At 44.1% G+C, this 15,225-nt stretch carries 27 protein-coding genes and 2 pseudogenes; 12 read left to right on the top strand and 17 right to left on the bottom strand.

The genetic code is table 11. The annotated features are described in order from the left end of the window. Positions 1 to 199: 199 nt before the first annotated feature. A complete protein-coding gene (locus tag LC653_RS31385; protein ID WP_229498529.1) occupies positions 200 to 421 on the bottom strand; it encodes an SDR family oxidoreductase in 222 nt (73 codons plus the stop codon). A 155-nt stretch (positions 422 to 576) separates the two neighbouring features. Here LC653_RS31385 and LC653_RS31380 point away from each other — a divergent pair. Continuing rightward, positions 577 to 1,068: pseudogene (locus LC653_RS31380) on the top strand (hypothetical protein); the annotation flags it as partial. Here LC653_RS31380 and LC653_RS47010 read toward each other — a convergent pair. Genes LC653_RS47010 through LC653_RS31355 form a run of 6 tightly spaced genes read right to left on the bottom strand, consistent with a single transcriptional unit; the run spans position 1,030 to position 3,432 of the window. Then, complete coding sequence (locus LC653_RS47010; RefSeq protein ID WP_308189172.1) at positions 1,030 to 1,752, bottom strand: hypothetical protein; 723 nt, start codon at positions 1,750 to 1,752, stop codon at positions 1,030 to 1,032. The pseudogene LC653_RS31380 and the gene LC653_RS47010 sit on opposite strands and share 39 nt — an antisense overlap. Beyond that, positions 1,718 to 2,212 carry a DUF3854 domain-containing protein gene (locus LC653_RS47005; protein WP_308189171.1) on the bottom strand — a complete coding sequence of 165 codons (495 nt, stop codon included), beginning with the start codon at positions 2,210 to 2,212 and terminating at the stop codon, positions 1,718 to 1,720. The genes LC653_RS47010 and LC653_RS47005 overlap by 35 nt, the downstream gene beginning before the upstream one ends. Continuing rightward, on the bottom strand, positions 2,176 to 2,616 hold the full coding sequence (locus LC653_RS31370) for an alpha-ketoglutarate-dependent dioxygenase AlkB family protein (RefSeq protein ID WP_229498528.1): 441 nt from the start codon (positions 2,614 to 2,616) through the stop codon (positions 2,176 to 2,178). Before LC653_RS31370 ends, LC653_RS47005 begins: the two co-directional genes overlap by 37 nt. A 44-nt stretch (positions 2,617 to 2,660) precedes the next feature. Further along, positions 2,661 to 2,873 carry a DUF1392 family protein gene (locus LC653_RS31365; protein WP_229498527.1) on the bottom strand — a complete coding sequence of 71 codons (213 nt, stop codon included), beginning with the start codon at positions 2,871 to 2,873 and terminating at the stop codon, positions 2,661 to 2,663. Between the two features lie 11 nt (positions 2,874 to 2,884). Continuing rightward, the gene (locus LC653_RS31360) at positions 2,885 to 3,187 is read right to left on the bottom strand and encodes a hypothetical protein (protein ID WP_308189170.1); all 303 of its coding nucleotides are present in this window, start codon (positions 3,185 to 3,187) and stop codon (positions 2,885 to 2,887) included. 38 nt (positions 3,188 to 3,225) lie between these two features. After that, positions 3,226 to 3,432, bottom strand: a complete 207-nt coding sequence (locus LC653_RS31355; RefSeq protein WP_229498526.1) for a hypothetical protein — start codon at positions 3,430 to 3,432, stop codon at positions 3,226 to 3,228. Positions 3,433 to 3,623: 191 nt separating this feature from the next. Between LC653_RS31355 and LC653_RS31350 the strand changes: the two genes are divergently transcribed. Further along, positions 3,624 to 4,613 (top strand): hypothetical protein, encoded by a 990-nt coding sequence (locus LC653_RS31350; protein WP_229498525.1) that lies wholly within the window; start codon positions 3,624 to 3,626, stop codon positions 4,611 to 4,613. Positions 4,614 to 4,830: 217 nt separating this feature from the next. On the opposite strand, the gene LC653_RS31345 is transcribed toward LC653_RS31350, so the two are convergent. From LC653_RS31345 to LC653_RS31315, 7 genes are all read right to left on the bottom strand, one after another. After that, positions 4,831 to 5,373, bottom strand: coding sequence for a helix-turn-helix domain-containing protein (locus tag LC653_RS31345; protein ID WP_229498524.1), 543 nt, complete (start codon positions 5,371 to 5,373; stop codon positions 4,831 to 4,833). A gap of 127 nt (positions 5,374 to 5,500) precedes the next feature. Next, on the bottom strand, positions 5,501 to 5,695 hold the full coding sequence (locus LC653_RS31340; protein ID WP_229498523.1) for a hypothetical protein: 195 nt from the start codon (positions 5,693 to 5,695) through the stop codon (positions 5,501 to 5,503). A gap of 22 nt (positions 5,696 to 5,717) precedes the next feature. After that, complete coding sequence (locus LC653_RS31335) at positions 5,718 to 5,924, bottom strand: calcium-binding protein (protein WP_372478251.1); 207 nt, start codon at positions 5,922 to 5,924, stop codon at positions 5,718 to 5,720. Further along, on the bottom strand, positions 5,902 to 6,063 hold the full coding sequence (locus LC653_RS31330; RefSeq protein ID WP_229498522.1) for a hypothetical protein: 162 nt from the start codon (positions 6,061 to 6,063) through the stop codon (positions 5,902 to 5,904). Before LC653_RS31330 ends, LC653_RS31335 begins: the two co-directional genes overlap by 23 nt. Then, positions 6,064 to 6,375 carry a hypothetical protein gene (locus LC653_RS31325; protein WP_229498521.1) on the bottom strand — a complete coding sequence of 104 codons (312 nt, stop codon included), beginning with the start codon at positions 6,373 to 6,375 and terminating at the stop codon, positions 6,064 to 6,066. A 155-nt stretch (positions 6,376 to 6,530) separates the two neighbouring features. Continuing rightward, positions 6,531 to 6,926, bottom strand: a complete 396-nt coding sequence (locus LC653_RS31320) for a hypothetical protein (protein ID WP_229498520.1) — start codon at positions 6,924 to 6,926, stop codon at positions 6,531 to 6,533. A 59-nt stretch (positions 6,927 to 6,985) separates the two neighbouring features. After that, positions 6,986 to 7,132 (bottom strand): hypothetical protein, encoded by a 147-nt coding sequence (locus tag LC653_RS31315; protein ID WP_229498519.1) that lies wholly within the window; start codon positions 7,130 to 7,132, stop codon positions 6,986 to 6,988. Between the two features lie 283 nt (positions 7,133 to 7,415). Here LC653_RS31315 and LC653_RS31310 point away from each other — a divergent pair, with 283 nt between their 5' ends. The 4 genes from LC653_RS31310 to LC653_RS31295 all read left to right on the top strand — a co-directional run bounded on the left by LC653_RS31310 (position 7,416) and on the right by LC653_RS31295 (position 8,979). Then, entirely contained in the window at positions 7,416 to 7,634 is a 219-nt protein-coding gene (locus LC653_RS31310; RefSeq protein ID WP_229498518.1) for a hypothetical protein, read from the top strand. Between the two features lie 370 nt (positions 7,635 to 8,004). Beyond that, complete coding sequence (locus tag LC653_RS31305) at positions 8,005 to 8,184, top strand: hypothetical protein (protein ID WP_229498517.1); 180 nt, start codon at positions 8,005 to 8,007, stop codon at positions 8,182 to 8,184. 47 nt (positions 8,185 to 8,231) lie between these two features. Further along, positions 8,232 to 8,513: a hypothetical protein gene (locus tag LC653_RS31300; RefSeq protein WP_229498516.1), complete on the top strand. Its 282-nt coding sequence runs from the start codon at positions 8,232 to 8,234 to the stop codon at positions 8,511 to 8,513. A 22-nt stretch (positions 8,514 to 8,535) separates the two neighbouring features. After that, positions 8,536 to 8,979, top strand: a complete 444-nt coding sequence (locus tag LC653_RS31295; protein ID WP_229498515.1) for a hypothetical protein — start codon at positions 8,536 to 8,538, stop codon at positions 8,977 to 8,979. Between the two features lie 80 nt (positions 8,980 to 9,059). On the opposite strand, the gene LC653_RS46460 is transcribed toward LC653_RS31295, so the two are convergent. Both LC653_RS46460 and LC653_RS31290 read right to left on the bottom strand, forming a co-directional pair. Next, complete coding sequence (locus LC653_RS46460; protein WP_267923244.1) at positions 9,060 to 9,182, bottom strand: hypothetical protein; 123 nt, start codon at positions 9,180 to 9,182, stop codon at positions 9,060 to 9,062. Between the two features lie 110 nt (positions 9,183 to 9,292). Then, positions 9,293 to 9,526: pseudogene (locus LC653_RS31290) on the bottom strand (Tn3 family transposase); the annotation flags it as partial. 25 nt (positions 9,527 to 9,551) lie between these two features. Between LC653_RS31290 and LC653_RS31285 the strand changes: the two are divergent. Further along, positions 9,552 to 9,911, top strand: a complete 360-nt coding sequence (locus tag LC653_RS31285) for an HNH endonuclease (protein ID WP_229498514.1) — start codon at positions 9,552 to 9,554, stop codon at positions 9,909 to 9,911. A gap of 99 nt (positions 9,912 to 10,010) precedes the next feature. Here the strand turns inward: LC653_RS31285 and LC653_RS31280 are convergent, their stop codons facing one another. After that, positions 10,011 to 10,820, bottom strand: a complete 810-nt coding sequence (locus LC653_RS31280; protein WP_229498513.1) for a pentapeptide repeat-containing protein — start codon at positions 10,818 to 10,820, stop codon at positions 10,011 to 10,013. 348 nt (positions 10,821 to 11,168) lie between these two features. Between LC653_RS31280 and LC653_RS31275 the strand changes: the two genes are divergently transcribed. From LC653_RS31275 to LC653_RS31255, 5 genes are all read left to right on the top strand, one after another. Beyond that, on the top strand, positions 11,169 to 12,302 hold the full coding sequence (locus LC653_RS31275; protein WP_229498512.1) for an RRXRR domain-containing protein: 1,134 nt from the start codon (positions 11,169 to 11,171) through the stop codon (positions 12,300 to 12,302). Between the two features lie 198 nt (positions 12,303 to 12,500). Next, positions 12,501 to 13,088 carry a phycobiliprotein lyase gene (locus LC653_RS31270; RefSeq protein ID WP_229498511.1) on the top strand — a complete coding sequence of 196 codons (588 nt, stop codon included), beginning with the start codon at positions 12,501 to 12,503 and terminating at the stop codon, positions 13,086 to 13,088. 194 nt (positions 13,089 to 13,282) lie between these two features. Beyond that, positions 13,283 to 14,014, top strand: a complete 732-nt coding sequence (locus tag LC653_RS31265; protein ID WP_229498510.1) for a 15,16-dihydrobiliverdin:ferredoxin oxidoreductase — start codon at positions 13,283 to 13,285, stop codon at positions 14,012 to 14,014. 90 nt (positions 14,015 to 14,104) lie between these two features. Further along, positions 14,105 to 14,854 carry a phycoerythrobilin:ferredoxin oxidoreductase gene (locus LC653_RS31260; RefSeq protein ID WP_229498509.1) on the top strand — a complete coding sequence of 250 codons (750 nt, stop codon included), beginning with the start codon at positions 14,105 to 14,107 and terminating at the stop codon, positions 14,852 to 14,854. Positions 14,855 to 14,922: 68 nt separating this feature from the next. Further along, positions 14,923 to 15,201, top strand: a complete 279-nt coding sequence (locus tag LC653_RS31255) for a DUF8630 family protein (RefSeq protein ID WP_229498508.1) — start codon at positions 14,923 to 14,925, stop codon at positions 15,199 to 15,201. Positions 15,202 to 15,225 lie beyond the last annotated feature (24 nt).

Raw genomic sequence — 15,225 nt, 5'->3', positions numbered from 1 at the left:
ATATTTGATTACTTCTCAATATTTCCGACATAGCAGCGCCTGTATTGTTCACAGTCTTCAAGGAATTTCAAAAATCTCAGCAAATCAGAGCATTTTTCTCTCACCAGAGACATAAAAGAGCGCTAATCGTCATTATCAGCCGCCGATAACAGTGCAATGTTAGCAAGTGTTGCAACGTGTTGACTTGTGAACAAATCTTTTATAGTTCTTGACGTGTTGGACAGATGATGATTTCATTCACATCAACATCACTGGGCTGCTCAATAGTGTATGCGATCGCACGGACAATAGCGTCTGCATCAATGGCGATCGCATAAAGTTGATTAATTCCCGCTGCTGTGTCTTTATCGGTAATAGTAGTAGTCAACTCAGTGGCAACGGCTCCTGGTGAGATAGCCCTCAGTCCCAGCCGATGACGCATAAGCCAAGATGTAGAATGATTACTCCAATCAGTGCAAATAGCTAATCGCTCCCGTACCGAATACGGCTTAAATTTGAGGTGTGATTAAAATGGGTTGTAAATACAGATAAAATATTATTAATAACTTCAAAGCAATTTCAAATAAACCAAATTGAATGACTCGATTTGTACACGACGAATTTGCTTGCGTATTACCTTGAAGAACTTTTAAAACCTTATGGAGATGTAAAATCATCATCAAAAGTATCAGGAGAGATCAAAGAAATTGATGTGTTATTTACTCCATCAGCACAGCAAACCTCTAATTTAGGATTGTTAGGGCTACTGGGAAGATTTGCAGAATTTCCGGCAATATTAGAACCCTTACGGGTTCGCCAGTCGCTCATGGGGGAAACCCCCATCGCCCTTGGCGTCTCCCAATGTGAGAAGACCGCGCTGGCTCACCATTTCGCAATGCCGCTTCTGGTGATGAAATCTGTGATTGTATTCAAAAATTATTAGAAGTAAAAGCTCTCTTGCGACGAGATGCTAAAGCGAATAAAACAAGACTCCAGGAGTCAGATATTCCGAAACTATGGGTTCTTAGTCCAACTGCATCCCCAGCACTACTATCGAGCTTTAATGTTAATCAGAAAAGCGATCATCTCATTTGTTTGGAAAATCTTTTCTTTGATGCGACGCGCATTGGTTTCGGCGTAACCAAATGGAGGACGAGGAGCCACCCAAACGTGCATGGGGACATCAGGACGATACCGCCATAATTGCTGGGCGCATTCTGTGGCTGACTGACTTACAGCATGAAACACACCAAACACTGCATCAAAATGAGGAGTGCAAATGTCAACTCCCGTACCGAGACTGGGAGTGATTAAAAAAGCATCGATATCAATAATTGCAACGTTAATCTCCCTGATGAAAATGACATTTTCCTCACTGCCACTGTTCTCCGAATGAATAGCCCACACCCGTAACTTGCGGTCTTCGCTGGGTTCCGGTGTTTCATCGCTATCATCTATCGATGTCCCATCATTCAGCGCTCGCTCCAATTTCTTGATAAACCGCTTGCTATCACTCACCATCATCAACTTTTTACCCAACATGAGTTGAGCATGAAACTCGGCAACGATCGCACTGCTGTTTTTCCCCTCGTACCAATAAACCTGACGACCACCGGAACGAGATTCGTTTTTGATGATGTAGGGTTTTTCCCCGTCAGGACGCATCGAGATGAAGAATTCAATGGTCAAATCATCCAAGTGAGCAAATTTGCGACTTTTTTGCGCCATTGGGACTAAATCAGGGTGCAGGTATTCCAAGTCTTCCTTGCCCACTCGACCGTTCCAAATTCCAGGAAGTGCGATGGCGTACCCGCCCACCGTAGGTGATCACAACATATCCCAAAGTCAGCAAGCAACCTGCCTTTTTTTCTACCTCCGTAAGAAATACCGGGATTACGGGGTGAGCCATGACCCAAGTCCAAAAACCTAACGCTTCTCCTTCCGAGGTAACGGTGATATGTTCTGGCATCGGCACGTCATAGCGCAGAGCTATCAACCACCAAATGTGTAGGGGAACTCTCAAGTAAGTAACACGGTTGGGAGTTTTGGGTGGCGATTCATATTTAACTGGCTTTTGGGTTTGTTCAAGGGTTGTCTTGTCCCATTCCAAGCGAGGGCAATCGGGTTTCATCCGTCCCCAGTCCATCGGTAGCCAGGAGTTTCGGGGGTCAAGTCCACTAGCCCACCATGCATTCTTTATGTGGGCATATCGTTGTAAGTAGCCATCACGCAATCGCCCATCGTTACGTCGGGCAGTTTGGGGCAGGGCGTATAAAAGCACTCCAGGCGAGGGACAGGCATTGTTTTACCCGCGATCCTGATTTGATTCTGCTGCCATTCCAGTTTTAAACAGTGCTGGTAGAGTTCATTAGCTTGTTTTGCGATCGCTATATCAGGGATTCCGTCGGTTCTCCACTGGCTCAGGTCGGCGGCTGAAAATCCTTGTAACATAAGCTCTTTGGCTAATTTTGAGGGTGCTAGGTCGGCGCTTGATTTCAAAGCTTTTCTGATAGATTCGTCATCAACTCCAGCTAGTCGTGCAGTGGCTTTGATACTGGCTTTACCATGACCATTAGCGTCAACTTCAATCTCTTGTTTTATCTGTTCGATGATTTCGGCGATTTCAATTTGTGACATAACTTTAGTTGGATAATAATTTTTCGTTGTGTGATTAGAGAGAATTAGACATTTACCCGCATCAAACTTTTTTCACCGACTAGTGAGAAACGATTGGATATAGTCAGTGATTGAGTTAACGTTGGCGACATCAATTCAACAAGGTAAAACCAAGAATTATTCACCAAAGCAATCCCCAAAATCAGCCGTTGCTTTGTTCCCTTATCGTGAGAACAGAGGATGACTCTTTCGCCCAGAACAAAAGCAGGTTTTTGCACAGAGATAGTTTCTAATTCTCTGTCCAACCTTGTGGCATCCCAATCATTGCCTCTACTAGATGTACATTGAGCGATCGCTGTGTATTCATGCCACCTAATAAAATTTGAATGTCACGGATGATTGTTGCCCAATCTAAATCTCTACTCCATTCCCTGTAAATCTTGGTCTTGGTTGCAGCATCGTAAAGATTAGAGAAAACCGTGTTTTCGTCGCCAGCATTCGCAACGATAATCAGTGGCTTAGAAAAATCCTGAACTAATGAGGCAGCAAGAAGAAAGCTTTTTGCGAAATTGGTTTCAATGCCAGTTCTCACTACATAAAGTTCATCAGCACTTACGACAATATCCAGCTTCAGGTTGTCCTTTGGTTGAGTCTTAGCTGTTCTAACGGTTGATCTAAAAAATATTCATCAAAAATGGATTTACCATCAGTAGACACGTCCAGCATCGACAATCGCCAGACTGCTTCCAATGCCGAGTCACATGGCATCTGCTGACATTCCCCAGTACGCATCACCCACCAGCCGCCGTCAGCGCATCCGACTTCACCCAGTTTCACGTCGTTCTTGTATATCCCATCGTCCAGGATTTCAAACCCAAACTTTTCGCATTCATTTCTGTTTTCAGTCCCTGTTCACAAGCTATTGCCAAAGGCACTGCACTTGGCGCAATCGCAATTAAGACCCACACTCAAAATCTATTTGCACTCGATTCTAACCAAATGCCACTAAACCAAAAAGAGGTGGAGTAATGAATAAGCCAACTTCTAGGCGCAAAAAAGCCACCTCTGCTGCATCTAGTAATTCAGAAGCACCCCCTGACTCTGCAAGTGAAGATATCTCCCAGCAAGTAGACCCAGCTTCAGCAACAATTACGGTTACTGCTGTTGAAGTTCCTGAGTTAACCGACCAAGAGCAAAGCGATCGCTTACACTTAGAGCGTAAAGTTGAAAGGGCATTTTTTGAGGCAGGTAAGGCGTTGGCAGAATTGCGCGAACGCAGATTGCACCGTTCCACGCATAAAACCTTCGAGGAATATTGCCGCTCTCGGTTTGGATACACTCACCGCCATGTGAATTATCTAATAGCTGCTTCAAATGTCGTTGACAACATAATAATGGGAACCAATGGTTCCCAAAATGAAATATCGGATGAAATGGGAACCAATGGTTCCCAAAATGAGATACCGGATGAAATGGGAACCAATGGTTCCCAAATTCTGCCTACAAGCGAACGTCAAGTTAGACCTTTGGTTCCAAAGGAACCAAAGTCACAGCGCAGTTGTTGGCAAAAAGCGGTAGAAGTTGCTGGCGGTAAAGTTCCTACAGGTAGAATCGTCAAAGATGTTGTGCAGCGCATAATAGAGAGAACCAAAGTACCGAACACCTACCAAATTGGCGAAGTGTGCCAAATCCTTGCCAAGGACAATCCCGAACTGAGGGGCAAGGGTGGGTGCTGGAGCATCGTCAGCCAAGTGAATGAGTTTAGTTGCACCGTGAGAACCTGGGATGGAGAGTACACTGTTGGGTTGCAGTACCTAAAGTCTTGCAACTACCTACCTGCCGAGTGTGAGCAGATGCGGCAGATTTGCGATCGCATCAGTCGGGTGTACTCCAGTGGGATGGAGGAGACAGCCAAAAATCTGTTGCAGTTGTTGGGTAAGCTGAACCGCCCTTATCTTACTGCTGTGGAAGAGAAATTGCTAAGTGTGATAGAGAAAGAATACGAGATTATAGATTAATGCTATGCAGTTCTCATGTGGACGTGAATGAAAACGAATGCCGCTCGACTACTTGATAAACCGTACTATGTTGAAGTACCTGGGAGAGTTGAAACGCCCGTATTTAACTTGATTAAGTACCGAGCATTGCTAGTTTAAAAAAGCTACCCTCTGTATGATTTGCTAGTAGAGATATTATCTAAAAATAAAATTTCTGATCGGTGCAACAATTTCATATTTACATCGTCTGCCCTGTTTGTTTTTGTAACCTGCATCTAACTACCAAACTGTGATTGTTTACGACATTCAAAATTTGACTAAATTCTATCCAGGGCGAGTTCATCCGGTGAATCACAACATTACACTGCATCGTTTGCGATCGCCATCGCCTTTGGCGCTTATATTTTTCTTGTTCTTTATTATCCCCAGGTCTTTCCCTCACTTGTTCATAGCTATCTACAATTAATTCATAATCTGTAAGTATTTCTTTAACTACCATTAAGTCAGATTCGTTTTTTTTTACTTGTTCAATTAAACTGGATGGTAGCAATTCTCTGAGTATTGGCAACCAATAGTTAAATGTATCATTTGCGGTGGACTCACTCACTCCAAATTGGATACCAAGAAGCTCAAATGTAGTCAGATGCCTGAGATAAACCAACGTTAAAATTATTTGTTCTTTGAGCGATAATTTTGGTTTACGACCTCCACCACCAGCAATAATTCTAACTTTTTTGGATTCTAATAACTCTTGTAACTCAAAAGTGTAGTCGCTCCGCATTTTGAATTAATTGTTGTAACTGTTCATACTCCAGACCAATTAACCGCTTTGTTTTTTTAGGATTCTCTTCAATATGATTCAGTATGTCGCTCATGTTTCTGTGTCAAAAAAGCTATTTTATGTTCTTTTACCACAGAATGTTACTATTTTGGAGATGTCTACCGTTGATGGTATCATTACCAGCATCGCCATAGAGATAGACGTTACCAAGAGTAAATCCTGAAGCATCCAAGATATTGTCACTAATACCACCAGTCAGCGTTACTCGTTCGATACTGGTGAGGGTATCGCTACCTAACCCAGAAAGTTTAGTGTTAGTCAATGTAAAGTTGACATCACTTGATTCATTCTGTTAACGAATCAATGCCATCGCCACCATCGAGGGCATCATCACCCCCACCGCCAAGAAGGTAATCATTGCCATTCTCACCGTATAGGTAATCATTGCCAGCACCACCGTTGATGGTATCATTACCATAACCCCCGTATAGATAGTCATCGCCAGCATTACCGTAGAGGCGATCGCTATCATCTACACCGCTTAAAGGTATCTGCCAGCCCAGCCGTAGCTTTACCTACCACGCTTGTCAGGTTAGAGCCATGCAAGACGATAATTAATGTACCGCCAGACTTAGCGAAGCGAGAAAGTAAATATTGGATCGCCCAGGTGCGATCGCTCTCCTCTAACAATCAGAGTAGCCGCATCGCCTCATCAATCACTAGCAATAAGTTTTTATGGGAGTAAGGATCACTTCCATCTAGACCCTTAAGAAATTTCAATAAATCACGAGCGACGAGTTCATCAGCCCTATCCGCATCTTTCTCAGGGTACTTAAGGGCAGAGGTTAAGTTGCAGGCAAAGGGGTAAACGTCCACCCCGGCTGTAAAGTATTGGGTGTTCAATCCGGGGTCAAGTGCAGTTGATAATGTTGCCAAGATTGCTGCTAAGGTTCCCTTGCCACCTCTCTGAGTACCAGCGATCGCAATGACTTGAGAACTCATCTAGCACGAGTTGAATTCTTAGTCGTCTAAACCCGGATCAAGAAGTGTGGGGTTACTTGCTGTATTTTGTGTCATGATTGTGTTTACTTGGAATTGCATTTTGGTGGCGATTGCATTTGTCTTGGATTGCAACCGCCCTTTCTCACTTTCAGCAACTAAGCTGCTACTGCCGCTCGGACTCCCAACGACGCAATCACCTGTTCTGCACTCGGAGCCACGCGATTGAGTCCATACTGTCTCTTTCTTGCGTACCAACCTTCTGCGTTACATCCAACGAAGCCTACCAAATGCCCATGACGATAGACTTTCGTGCTGAATACTAGATAATCAATCTCTCCGTGGTACAAACCAAAAAGAGTGCAAGCTTCTTTCAACTCGGACTCCAAGCGCTGATTCCGTTCCCGTGGTGTTTCTGGTAGCGTTGCTTTAACTTCTGCAACTCTTGTAGCGAACCAGTTCCTGTCAAAGGCTAATCGTCCGCCATTCTTCAACTGCACCCATACCGTAATCCCGCCTTCTATCCAGATGGTGCGAACTGATTCGGGTTTCACCTGAATAATCTCGCCAATGATGCGACGGTCACGAGATGTCAGGGGGTCTTGGGTTGGGGCTACAGCTTCGCTTGGGCTTCGAGGTGGCTGTATAGTTCAGTTTGGGCTGTGGCTTGCTCGTCTTTGAAGGAAGCATTTGCAAGTGTGACTATTTGATTAGGCTTAAAGCTTGAAGGCGCTTGATGTGTGCAAAGGGATTGCGTCATAATAAGGATCTCCTGCCTCTACATGGGGTTAGGTTTTCACAAAAGGCGATCGCGTAAGTTTCTCAGGCTAGAGCGGTCGTCTTTTGTTTTGCTATCTTTAGTATAGGCTAAAAAATTTCCTTTATCAGCATAAATACAGGCTAGTGTATAGGTAAAATGGGTAAAAGTCCTATTTTATAGGCAAGAACTAGGCTGACGAGTAGAATTAGGTATAGGCTAAAAGCTATGATTGAGCAGAAAAGGACATACTATGCCAAGAAATCTTGCGGAAGGGGAAACCCAAATGAACTTTCGCATCCCAGAAGAAAAGAAAATTGCTTTCTTAAAAAAGGCCAAAGCGAGTGGAACTTCTGCTAGTAGACTTCTACTAGAGTTCATTGACAGTTATTTAGGAATATCGCCAAGAAGTGACGACGAAATTGACAACATCAAGAAGAAAGTTGCAGAGCTTGAGGAGTTTAAGGAACGTGCTGAGAAAATCCTGGGGGAATTAGCAGCCTGAGAAGCGCCTCGGAGCAACTCAGGCTATCACGCGAACGGATTCGCCAGTTTTTAGAATTTGAAGATGAAGAAAAACCCCCTAAAACATAGCTTCGGGGGTTTTGCAGTTAATGAGATCCCTGCCAAACCTTCGGCAGGATTTATCACTATAGGCTAGCCTAGCAACTAGCCTATAAAAATTATATACTAATTATTACTTAATGATTTACTTTGTATAGGCTAAAATGAAACTATATTTAAAAGCTAGGCAAAAAATGAAATGAGAAAATTAAAAACGGATGTTACTCGATTACAAAGTTTTCAGCGAACAATTAGTGCTGCGCTTGACCGTATTAGTCCAGTGTTAGACTACCTTGTGAGGCAGTCTGACAATGGAGCAGGAAACGATCAACCTGAGTAATTATTACCCCTGCTGCTTAGTAAAAGCGATCGCCGCCGACCAAAGCAATGCGATCGCCCGTTCAATTCATTCACCACAAAGTGAACTAATTATAATGCTGACACATTTTTGGAAAAATCCATCTTACAGCTACCCGGTTCACTTTGGCTAATTTGCAACACCACAACTTTTAGGCATTTACCATAGTGGGCAAGAGATATGCTGACACTAGAAAGAGAACAAGCAACAGCGCTTGATTACGGCAACCTCAACATCAGTATCCAGGAAACCTTCACCGCCATCGATAGGTTCGAGTGCTTCGCGGTAGATGAAATCCTCCTGATGCGGGAACAGCAGATTTACCTCCAAGCTGGATATAAAAACTTTGAAGAATACTGCCAGCGTGAATTATACATCTGGGGTGGCTACCGGCGAATCAACCAACTGCTAGGAGCCAAAAATTATTCAATCCGATCAACAATTTGTCAACTACGGCTATGACCTGTTAAGCAATGTTACATCTTTGACAACAGAAGCGGGAACCACTAGCTACGGTTACGATAAACTGAATCGTTTAGATACTGTTAAAGATGGCACGCGACTCCTAGCAGATTATGATTATGATGCTGTTAGCAACTTAATTCAGACTAAGTTGGCTAACGGTTCTGTTGAATCACGGCAGTACGATACACGCGATCGCTTAACCCAAGTGACAACAAAAAACGTCACTCTTACAATATTCTCCGACTTTAAATATACCCTTGATGCAGTCGGCAATCGTAAGAAAGTCGAAGAATATTCTGGTCGCAGTGTTGATTATACTTACGATTCGCTCTATCGCCTGATGTCAGAAAAAATCACTGATGCCACGGCAGTCAACCGCACTCTTGGCTACACAATTGACTTAGCAGGTAATCGTTTAAGCAAAACTGATTCCCTGTTCGGGCTAACTACCTACACGGCGTAGAGCTGGCGAAGCTGTCATGAAGTGCAAACTAAACCGTTTAGTTTAAAAACAGAGCATAACTATAAACGTTTCTCTTTGAGTCAGGCGATCGCTATCGCTTCTTGTGCGATCATGTTAAGAGCGTAACCGCCCGTCGTTGGCGATACCAAAGGGCGATGGCGCTTTTCGCGTGCCTGATGGCGATAGCGTAACCGCCCGCTCAAAGAGCGATGGCGCTTACGCTATCGCTCTTTGAGCGATCGCATTCTAATAGAGGTAATAGACATCGCCCTTTGAAGGACATGAGGCAAGGAGCATGGTTGGATATTCGTGTTCATGCAACTGTCTCAATCAGCAAACGTTCGTTCATATCCAACTTGAAAGTACCATAGGGATTGATATGTAGCTAAATCAAAGGTGAAAGCGCCCGCAAGTCAAGTTTAGTCATTAACTTCATCCATTGCGGTTGTGACAACAGCTGCTGAATCATTAATGTATTAATATACACCAAGTAAATTTGCAGCAGATGTAAGGATAAAATAGCCAACTCCTGATCTTCCAAACGATCAACCAGGCAGGAGGGTAAAAACCCGATGCAGTTACCGTCGGGTAAAAACCCGATGCAGTTACCGTCACACACCGAAACAAAGATTATCCGTCATGTGAAAGTTGAAGGCGATGCCAGTCCCTACGATGGCAACCTAATTTATTGGAGTTCACGAATCGGGAAACATCCCGAAGCGACTATGAGAGTGGCAACGCTCCTAAAGTCACAGGAAGGGAGGTGTACTTACTGCAGAATGTACTTCCGAGACGAAGATGTGCTGGAGATTGACCACATAATCCCCAAAAGTTTGAGAGGCAAAGACGAATATAAAAATCTCCAGATATTACACAGACACTGCCACGATGAAAAGACAACTGAGGATGGTTCAGTTGTGAAGTACACATGACAACGTGCCGAATCATTGAGGAGCCGGGTAATGGGAAACTATTAAGCACGGTTTTGAAGACCAGCGAGTTTCGCGAGGGACTCTCTGAGTTTACTAGTGTCAAGATAGCCTTTCTAGGCTGGCGCGTGTGGTGCGACGGGTTAAAGCATGAGGTGTATCTAGCTCTTGTGCAGGTTGGCTAAGGAGGCGCGATCGCATTTCGTCACTCAGCCCTTGAACATGGGTAAAATCTGCTCCAGCAATGCTTTCGGGATGCTCGAAATCAACGCCAGTCAAATCTGCTGCTCGTAAATCAGCTCCTGCGAGGTTGGCTCCATTTAACCGAGCATTGCGTAAAGATACTCCTGGCAACCAGGCTTTCCGCAAGTCAGCCTGACTTAGCCGCGCTCCCTGAAGATTAGCATGAGTTAAATCAGCCCCCCCCAAATATGCTCCCAACATACTTGCACCTTGCAAATCAGCATGACGCAAGTTGGCTGTATTTAGCTGGGCACCATTCAAATAGGCATTTGGCCCAATCGCCCCAGAGGATTTGTAATTAAAGCCTTCGGGAAACAGGGTTTGGCTATCATATCTTGCCCCTAGCAGCTTGGTGTCGGTCAAAATAGCTCCCCGTAAATCTGCGCTACTCAGATCGACTCGGTACAAACAAGCTGCCTGTAAATTGGCATCCCTTAAAATCGCTTGGCACAGATCGGCTGCCCGTAAATCAGCACCACTGAGATCCGCTGCACTCAGATCGGCTTTGCTGAGATTCGCTCGAATCAAAGTAGCTTGATGCAAATTAGCTCTTTGCAGTTCTAAACCACTGAGGTTGAATTGATATAAATCTTCTTGAGTTAGAGCAAATCCTGCTTTGAGGACAGCCAAAACCTCTTGGGGTGTCTTGTGAGTTTCCCTGCTGATCATGGGTTGAAATTGTGAGATTATTTAGGGGTATTGTACCGCGATCCATCTACAATCATTAGGGTCTAAGAAAGGGTCACAAACCCCGCGTCTAAAGACGCGGGGCTTGCAAAATAAAGACTAACCACCTTTTAAATGCAAGACTAAAACAGTGCGGAGCCGGAGACGCTCCGCCTCCGGTCTAGCTTACAGGCTTAGAGCCTAGACTGAATTGCCTGGGCGTGGTAGCCCACAAAATGTTAAGAATGCTTCCCAAATTTTTAACCTCTTAGGCAAAAAGTAGCGTAAGCGTTGCGGTAGCGACGAAGGAGCGTCTGGGATATACACACCTAGCAATAGGATTTATCGTAAATGTTTGTTCCAGTAGTTGACCAAAATAACCGTGCATTGATGCCAACGACTTGCAGTAGAGCAAAGCGTTGGATTAAATCAGGTAAGGCAACAGGATTTTTTAAAAAAGGAGTATTTTGTGTTCGATTAAATCAAGAGCCAAGTAATAGAAATACTCAACCAATTGCCGTCGGTATTGATCCTGGCAGTAAACGTGAGGGGTTCACTGTTAAGTCTCAGGCGCACACTTACTTAAATATCCAAACTCATGCCGTTGATTGGGTAAAAGAGCATGTAGAAGTTCGTCGTAATATGCGACGCGCTAGGCGATTTCGTAATACCCCTTGCCGACAGAATCGCAAAAATAGACTTGTAAACAAACAAAAATTACCACCATCAACTAAAGCAAGGTGGCAATGGAAGTTGCGAATTTCCAAGTGGTTAACTTTAATGTTCCCTGTCTCAATATTTGTAGTTGAGGATGTCAAGGCTAAAACTTGGAGGGCTGCAAAAAAGTGGAACCTAATGTTTAGCCCTTTGGAGGTTGGGAAAAAGTGGTTCTACTCAGAACTAAAAAGGCTTGCCAACCTGGAAACTGGAACGGGTAATGACACTTACGAGATGCGGCAAGCTTTGGGTTTGAAAAAATCTAAAAATAAATTATCCAACAAATTTGACGCTCACTGTGTTGATTCATGGGTGCTAGCTAACTATTTTGTTGGCGGACATATCAAGCCAGAAAACACAGCATTGGTTGAGGTTGTGCCGTTAGAATTTCATCGTCACCAGCTTCACCGATTACAGCACTCTGCGGGACATATTCGTTCTAGATACGGCAAGACAATTAGCGCTGGATTTAAACGTGGCTCAGTAGTCAAACACCTTAAACATGGATTTTGCTATGTGGGCGGTTGGCAGGAATCGCCAACAAAAAAAGATCCAAGCAGAAAAACAATTAGCTTACACAATTTAAACACAGGTAAACGATTAACACAAAATGCGCTACCAACTGAATGCAAGTTCAAAGCATATTTTTCCTGGAGAACCACAGCAGTTAAAACTGCCGTTCGGATTTCCTCCACAGCAATCAAGTCAAGTGTTTCCATCCGTTTCGGGGATTTTCTTATGAAGGATAAAGGATCAAGGATGAAGTAAAAATTTTTCGGTAACTGTCCCAAGCGTAAGTAGCGTGGACAAGATAAATTTTTTCCTAATTCATGCCCATCCTTTGATATTTCGTAGAATTTCATACTTAATCCTAGCCTGCGGCAAGCCGCTTCTCTACGAGACGCTACGCGAACGCGTCCACATCCTTTATACTTCTTTTCCCCCCTTTTTATTAGAGGATCAGCTATGCCTTTTGTACCACCAATGACCATGATGGAGTTTTTCGGTAAGAGTGAAGGGGTCTGGTTTACCCAGCGCACGGTGCATCACTTTGATACGGTGGCGGATGAGTCCGGAGAATCAAAGCTTTATGTAGGGGCGATCGCACTTGATGACCCACGGGTAAAAGCAATCTGCCAGCCCCAAGGTATCGATCCAGCTAGTGCTAAAGGAGGTGCTAGCTTTATGTGGCAAGAACATGACGACGATCAAGAACCCAATCCGGATCGTGTCGCTGTCTTAATTGATGTACCAGATGATGAAACAGGGCGATCGGGAAAATTGCTTCGTAACCAAGGCTATGTGGAAAAAATTCCGGTAGTTAGCCGTTACTGGTTTGGACAAGATGGTATTTTAACCATCGATACCGAATATGAAACCAACCAAGGTCAAGAACGCTGCTGGTTCATGACCGATGATTTTCGGGTGCGCGTCAGCACAGTGCGGATGATGAATGGAGTCTATTTGATGACCTATTGTTCTGAACGACGCTATTTAACTGAGGCGAATTTAGCACAAATGGTGCAACACAATTTATCTAGAGCATCCCTATAATCATCTGGTCGCTCATAATCTTGAAAGACTTGCTATCAGTTATAGGCAATAATTCTGGCGATCGCCATAACTTAGGCATTGCACCATTACCTAATGCTAACGTTAAGGATCGTTACTTTGTTTAACATATTCGAGACGGCGAATCTGGGAATACCGTATTGTCTGGGATCAAGGCAAATTAGTCTATAAATTTTATGTATAAGTGCTTCCTTGAGCATCTGGAACAATGGCTTTTGCAACGGTTTACATTGGAGAGTCGCCCAATTCCCCCAGGACTAGAGTATCAGGTGAGCGATCGCGGCAGAAATCCCGCCACAATTCAGAGTTGGTGCTATCAGTGCCCACAGTTACGGAAAATCCGCTATACATACATTGATGCAGGCGCAAGTGCCCAGATTTTTAATAGTGTGATTTATCCCAGTCATCACTATGATTTGCCCTTACTCGGCATTGATTTTCTCTCTTTCGGTCAGGTAAAAAACCTGATTGTGATGGATTTTCAGCCTTTATTTCAAGATGAAGCTTACTTGAGGAAATACATACATCCATTGCAGACATTGCATGATTTGTATCCAGACTTGGCACAAGGCTTGGAAATGAAATTTTACGATGCTAATCAGTACTTCTCAAAATATCTCTTATTTGCCAAAACCGATGCAGAAACAGTAAGAACGAGGGTCTTTGAGGCATTCAAAGACTATCTGAATTTGTACTGGCAGATGCTAGCCCAAGCTGAACCTCTGAGCGACGAGTCAGACATTCAACGGATTGTCAAAGCCCAAAAAGACTACGATCAATATAGTGCCGATCGCGATCCTGCATCTGGTTTATTTAGTAGCTACTTTGGACATCAATGGTCAGAGCGATTTTTGCATGAATTTTTGTTTGAGGATGCTGTGCCATTAGTAGCTAGTGCAGCCAAATAGTGATTTAAATCTACATCACCACCACAGAATATGGTGATTGTTAATTTTGAATTTTGAATGCGTGAATTTTGAATTGGGAGCGAAGCGACATTGACTCTCTATCAGCCATTTTTAGATTACGCGATTGCGCTTTTGCAAGAACGTTTGAATTTGCAGCCTTATGCAATTCCTCAAGGGTTTGAGTCGAAGCAAGCAACAGTGGGCAAAGGCAAACATCACCAAGAGGTTTTAACGACTAGCTATGCCTATCAAACTACCAAACTCCGGCAAATTCGAGCCGCCCATGTCCAGGGAGGTAACTCACTTCAGGTATTAAATTTCGTTATTTTCCCCCATCTGAATTACGATTTGCCCTTCTTTGGCGCAGATTTAGTTACCTTGCCAGGAGGGCACTTAATTGCCCTCGATATGCAACCCCTATTTCGGGATGATTTGGGGTATCAGGCGAAGTATACCCAGCCTATCCTGGCAACTTTTCACGCACATCAGCAGCATCTACCTTGGGGGGGCGACTTTCCCGAAGAAGCCCAGCCCTTTTTCTCACCCGCCTTTCTCTGGACGCGCCCCCAGGAAACTGAGGTAGTGGAAACCCATGTGTTTGCAGCGTTCATTGACTATCTACAAGCCTACCTGGATTTTGTTGACCAGGCGCAACCGATAACCGACTCCAAATATTTAGCAGAAATTGAGCAAGCTCAACTGCGTTATCTCCGCTATCGAGCAGAAAAAGACCCAGCACGGGGAATGTTCACCCGTTTTTACGGTGCTGAGTGGACAGAAGAATATATCCACGGGTTTTTATTCGATTTGGAAAGAAAGCTGGCATCAACGATTAGATGAAGTCAAAGGTAGAACCAGGACGATCGAAAAGGTTTGTCCGTTGATGACTGAATCTGAGAAAATCGAACATGGGTATTTTAAATCTACTTTTAGGAAACACAACGGATATGGCTGATACTACAGAACTCACCTCAAGCGCTCAAGCCAGCCCTGAAGAACTGACAGAAGCGATCGCTGAATTAGAAGAATATCGGGAACGCCTGGTTAACGATACCTTGTCAATGGCGCAGCGTGCCAAAATTATGAAGGCACAAGCACTTGCTAGCCTGCAACCTCAGCTTACCCAGCTAGATGCAACTCTTGAGTCACTACGACAGCAGCAATCTACTCTGACATCTGGTAACTAGATCATAGAACCTCACGGGATGCGG

It is taken from the genome of Nostoc mirabile CHAB5784 (assembly GCF_020829645.1).
GTDB classification, from domain to species: Bacteria; Cyanobacteriota; Cyanobacteriia; order Cyanobacteriales; family Nostocaceae; genus Nostoc; species Nostoc mirabile.
Note: the sequence above shows the minus strand (reverse complement) of the source record. Positions and strands in the feature narration are given on the sequence as shown.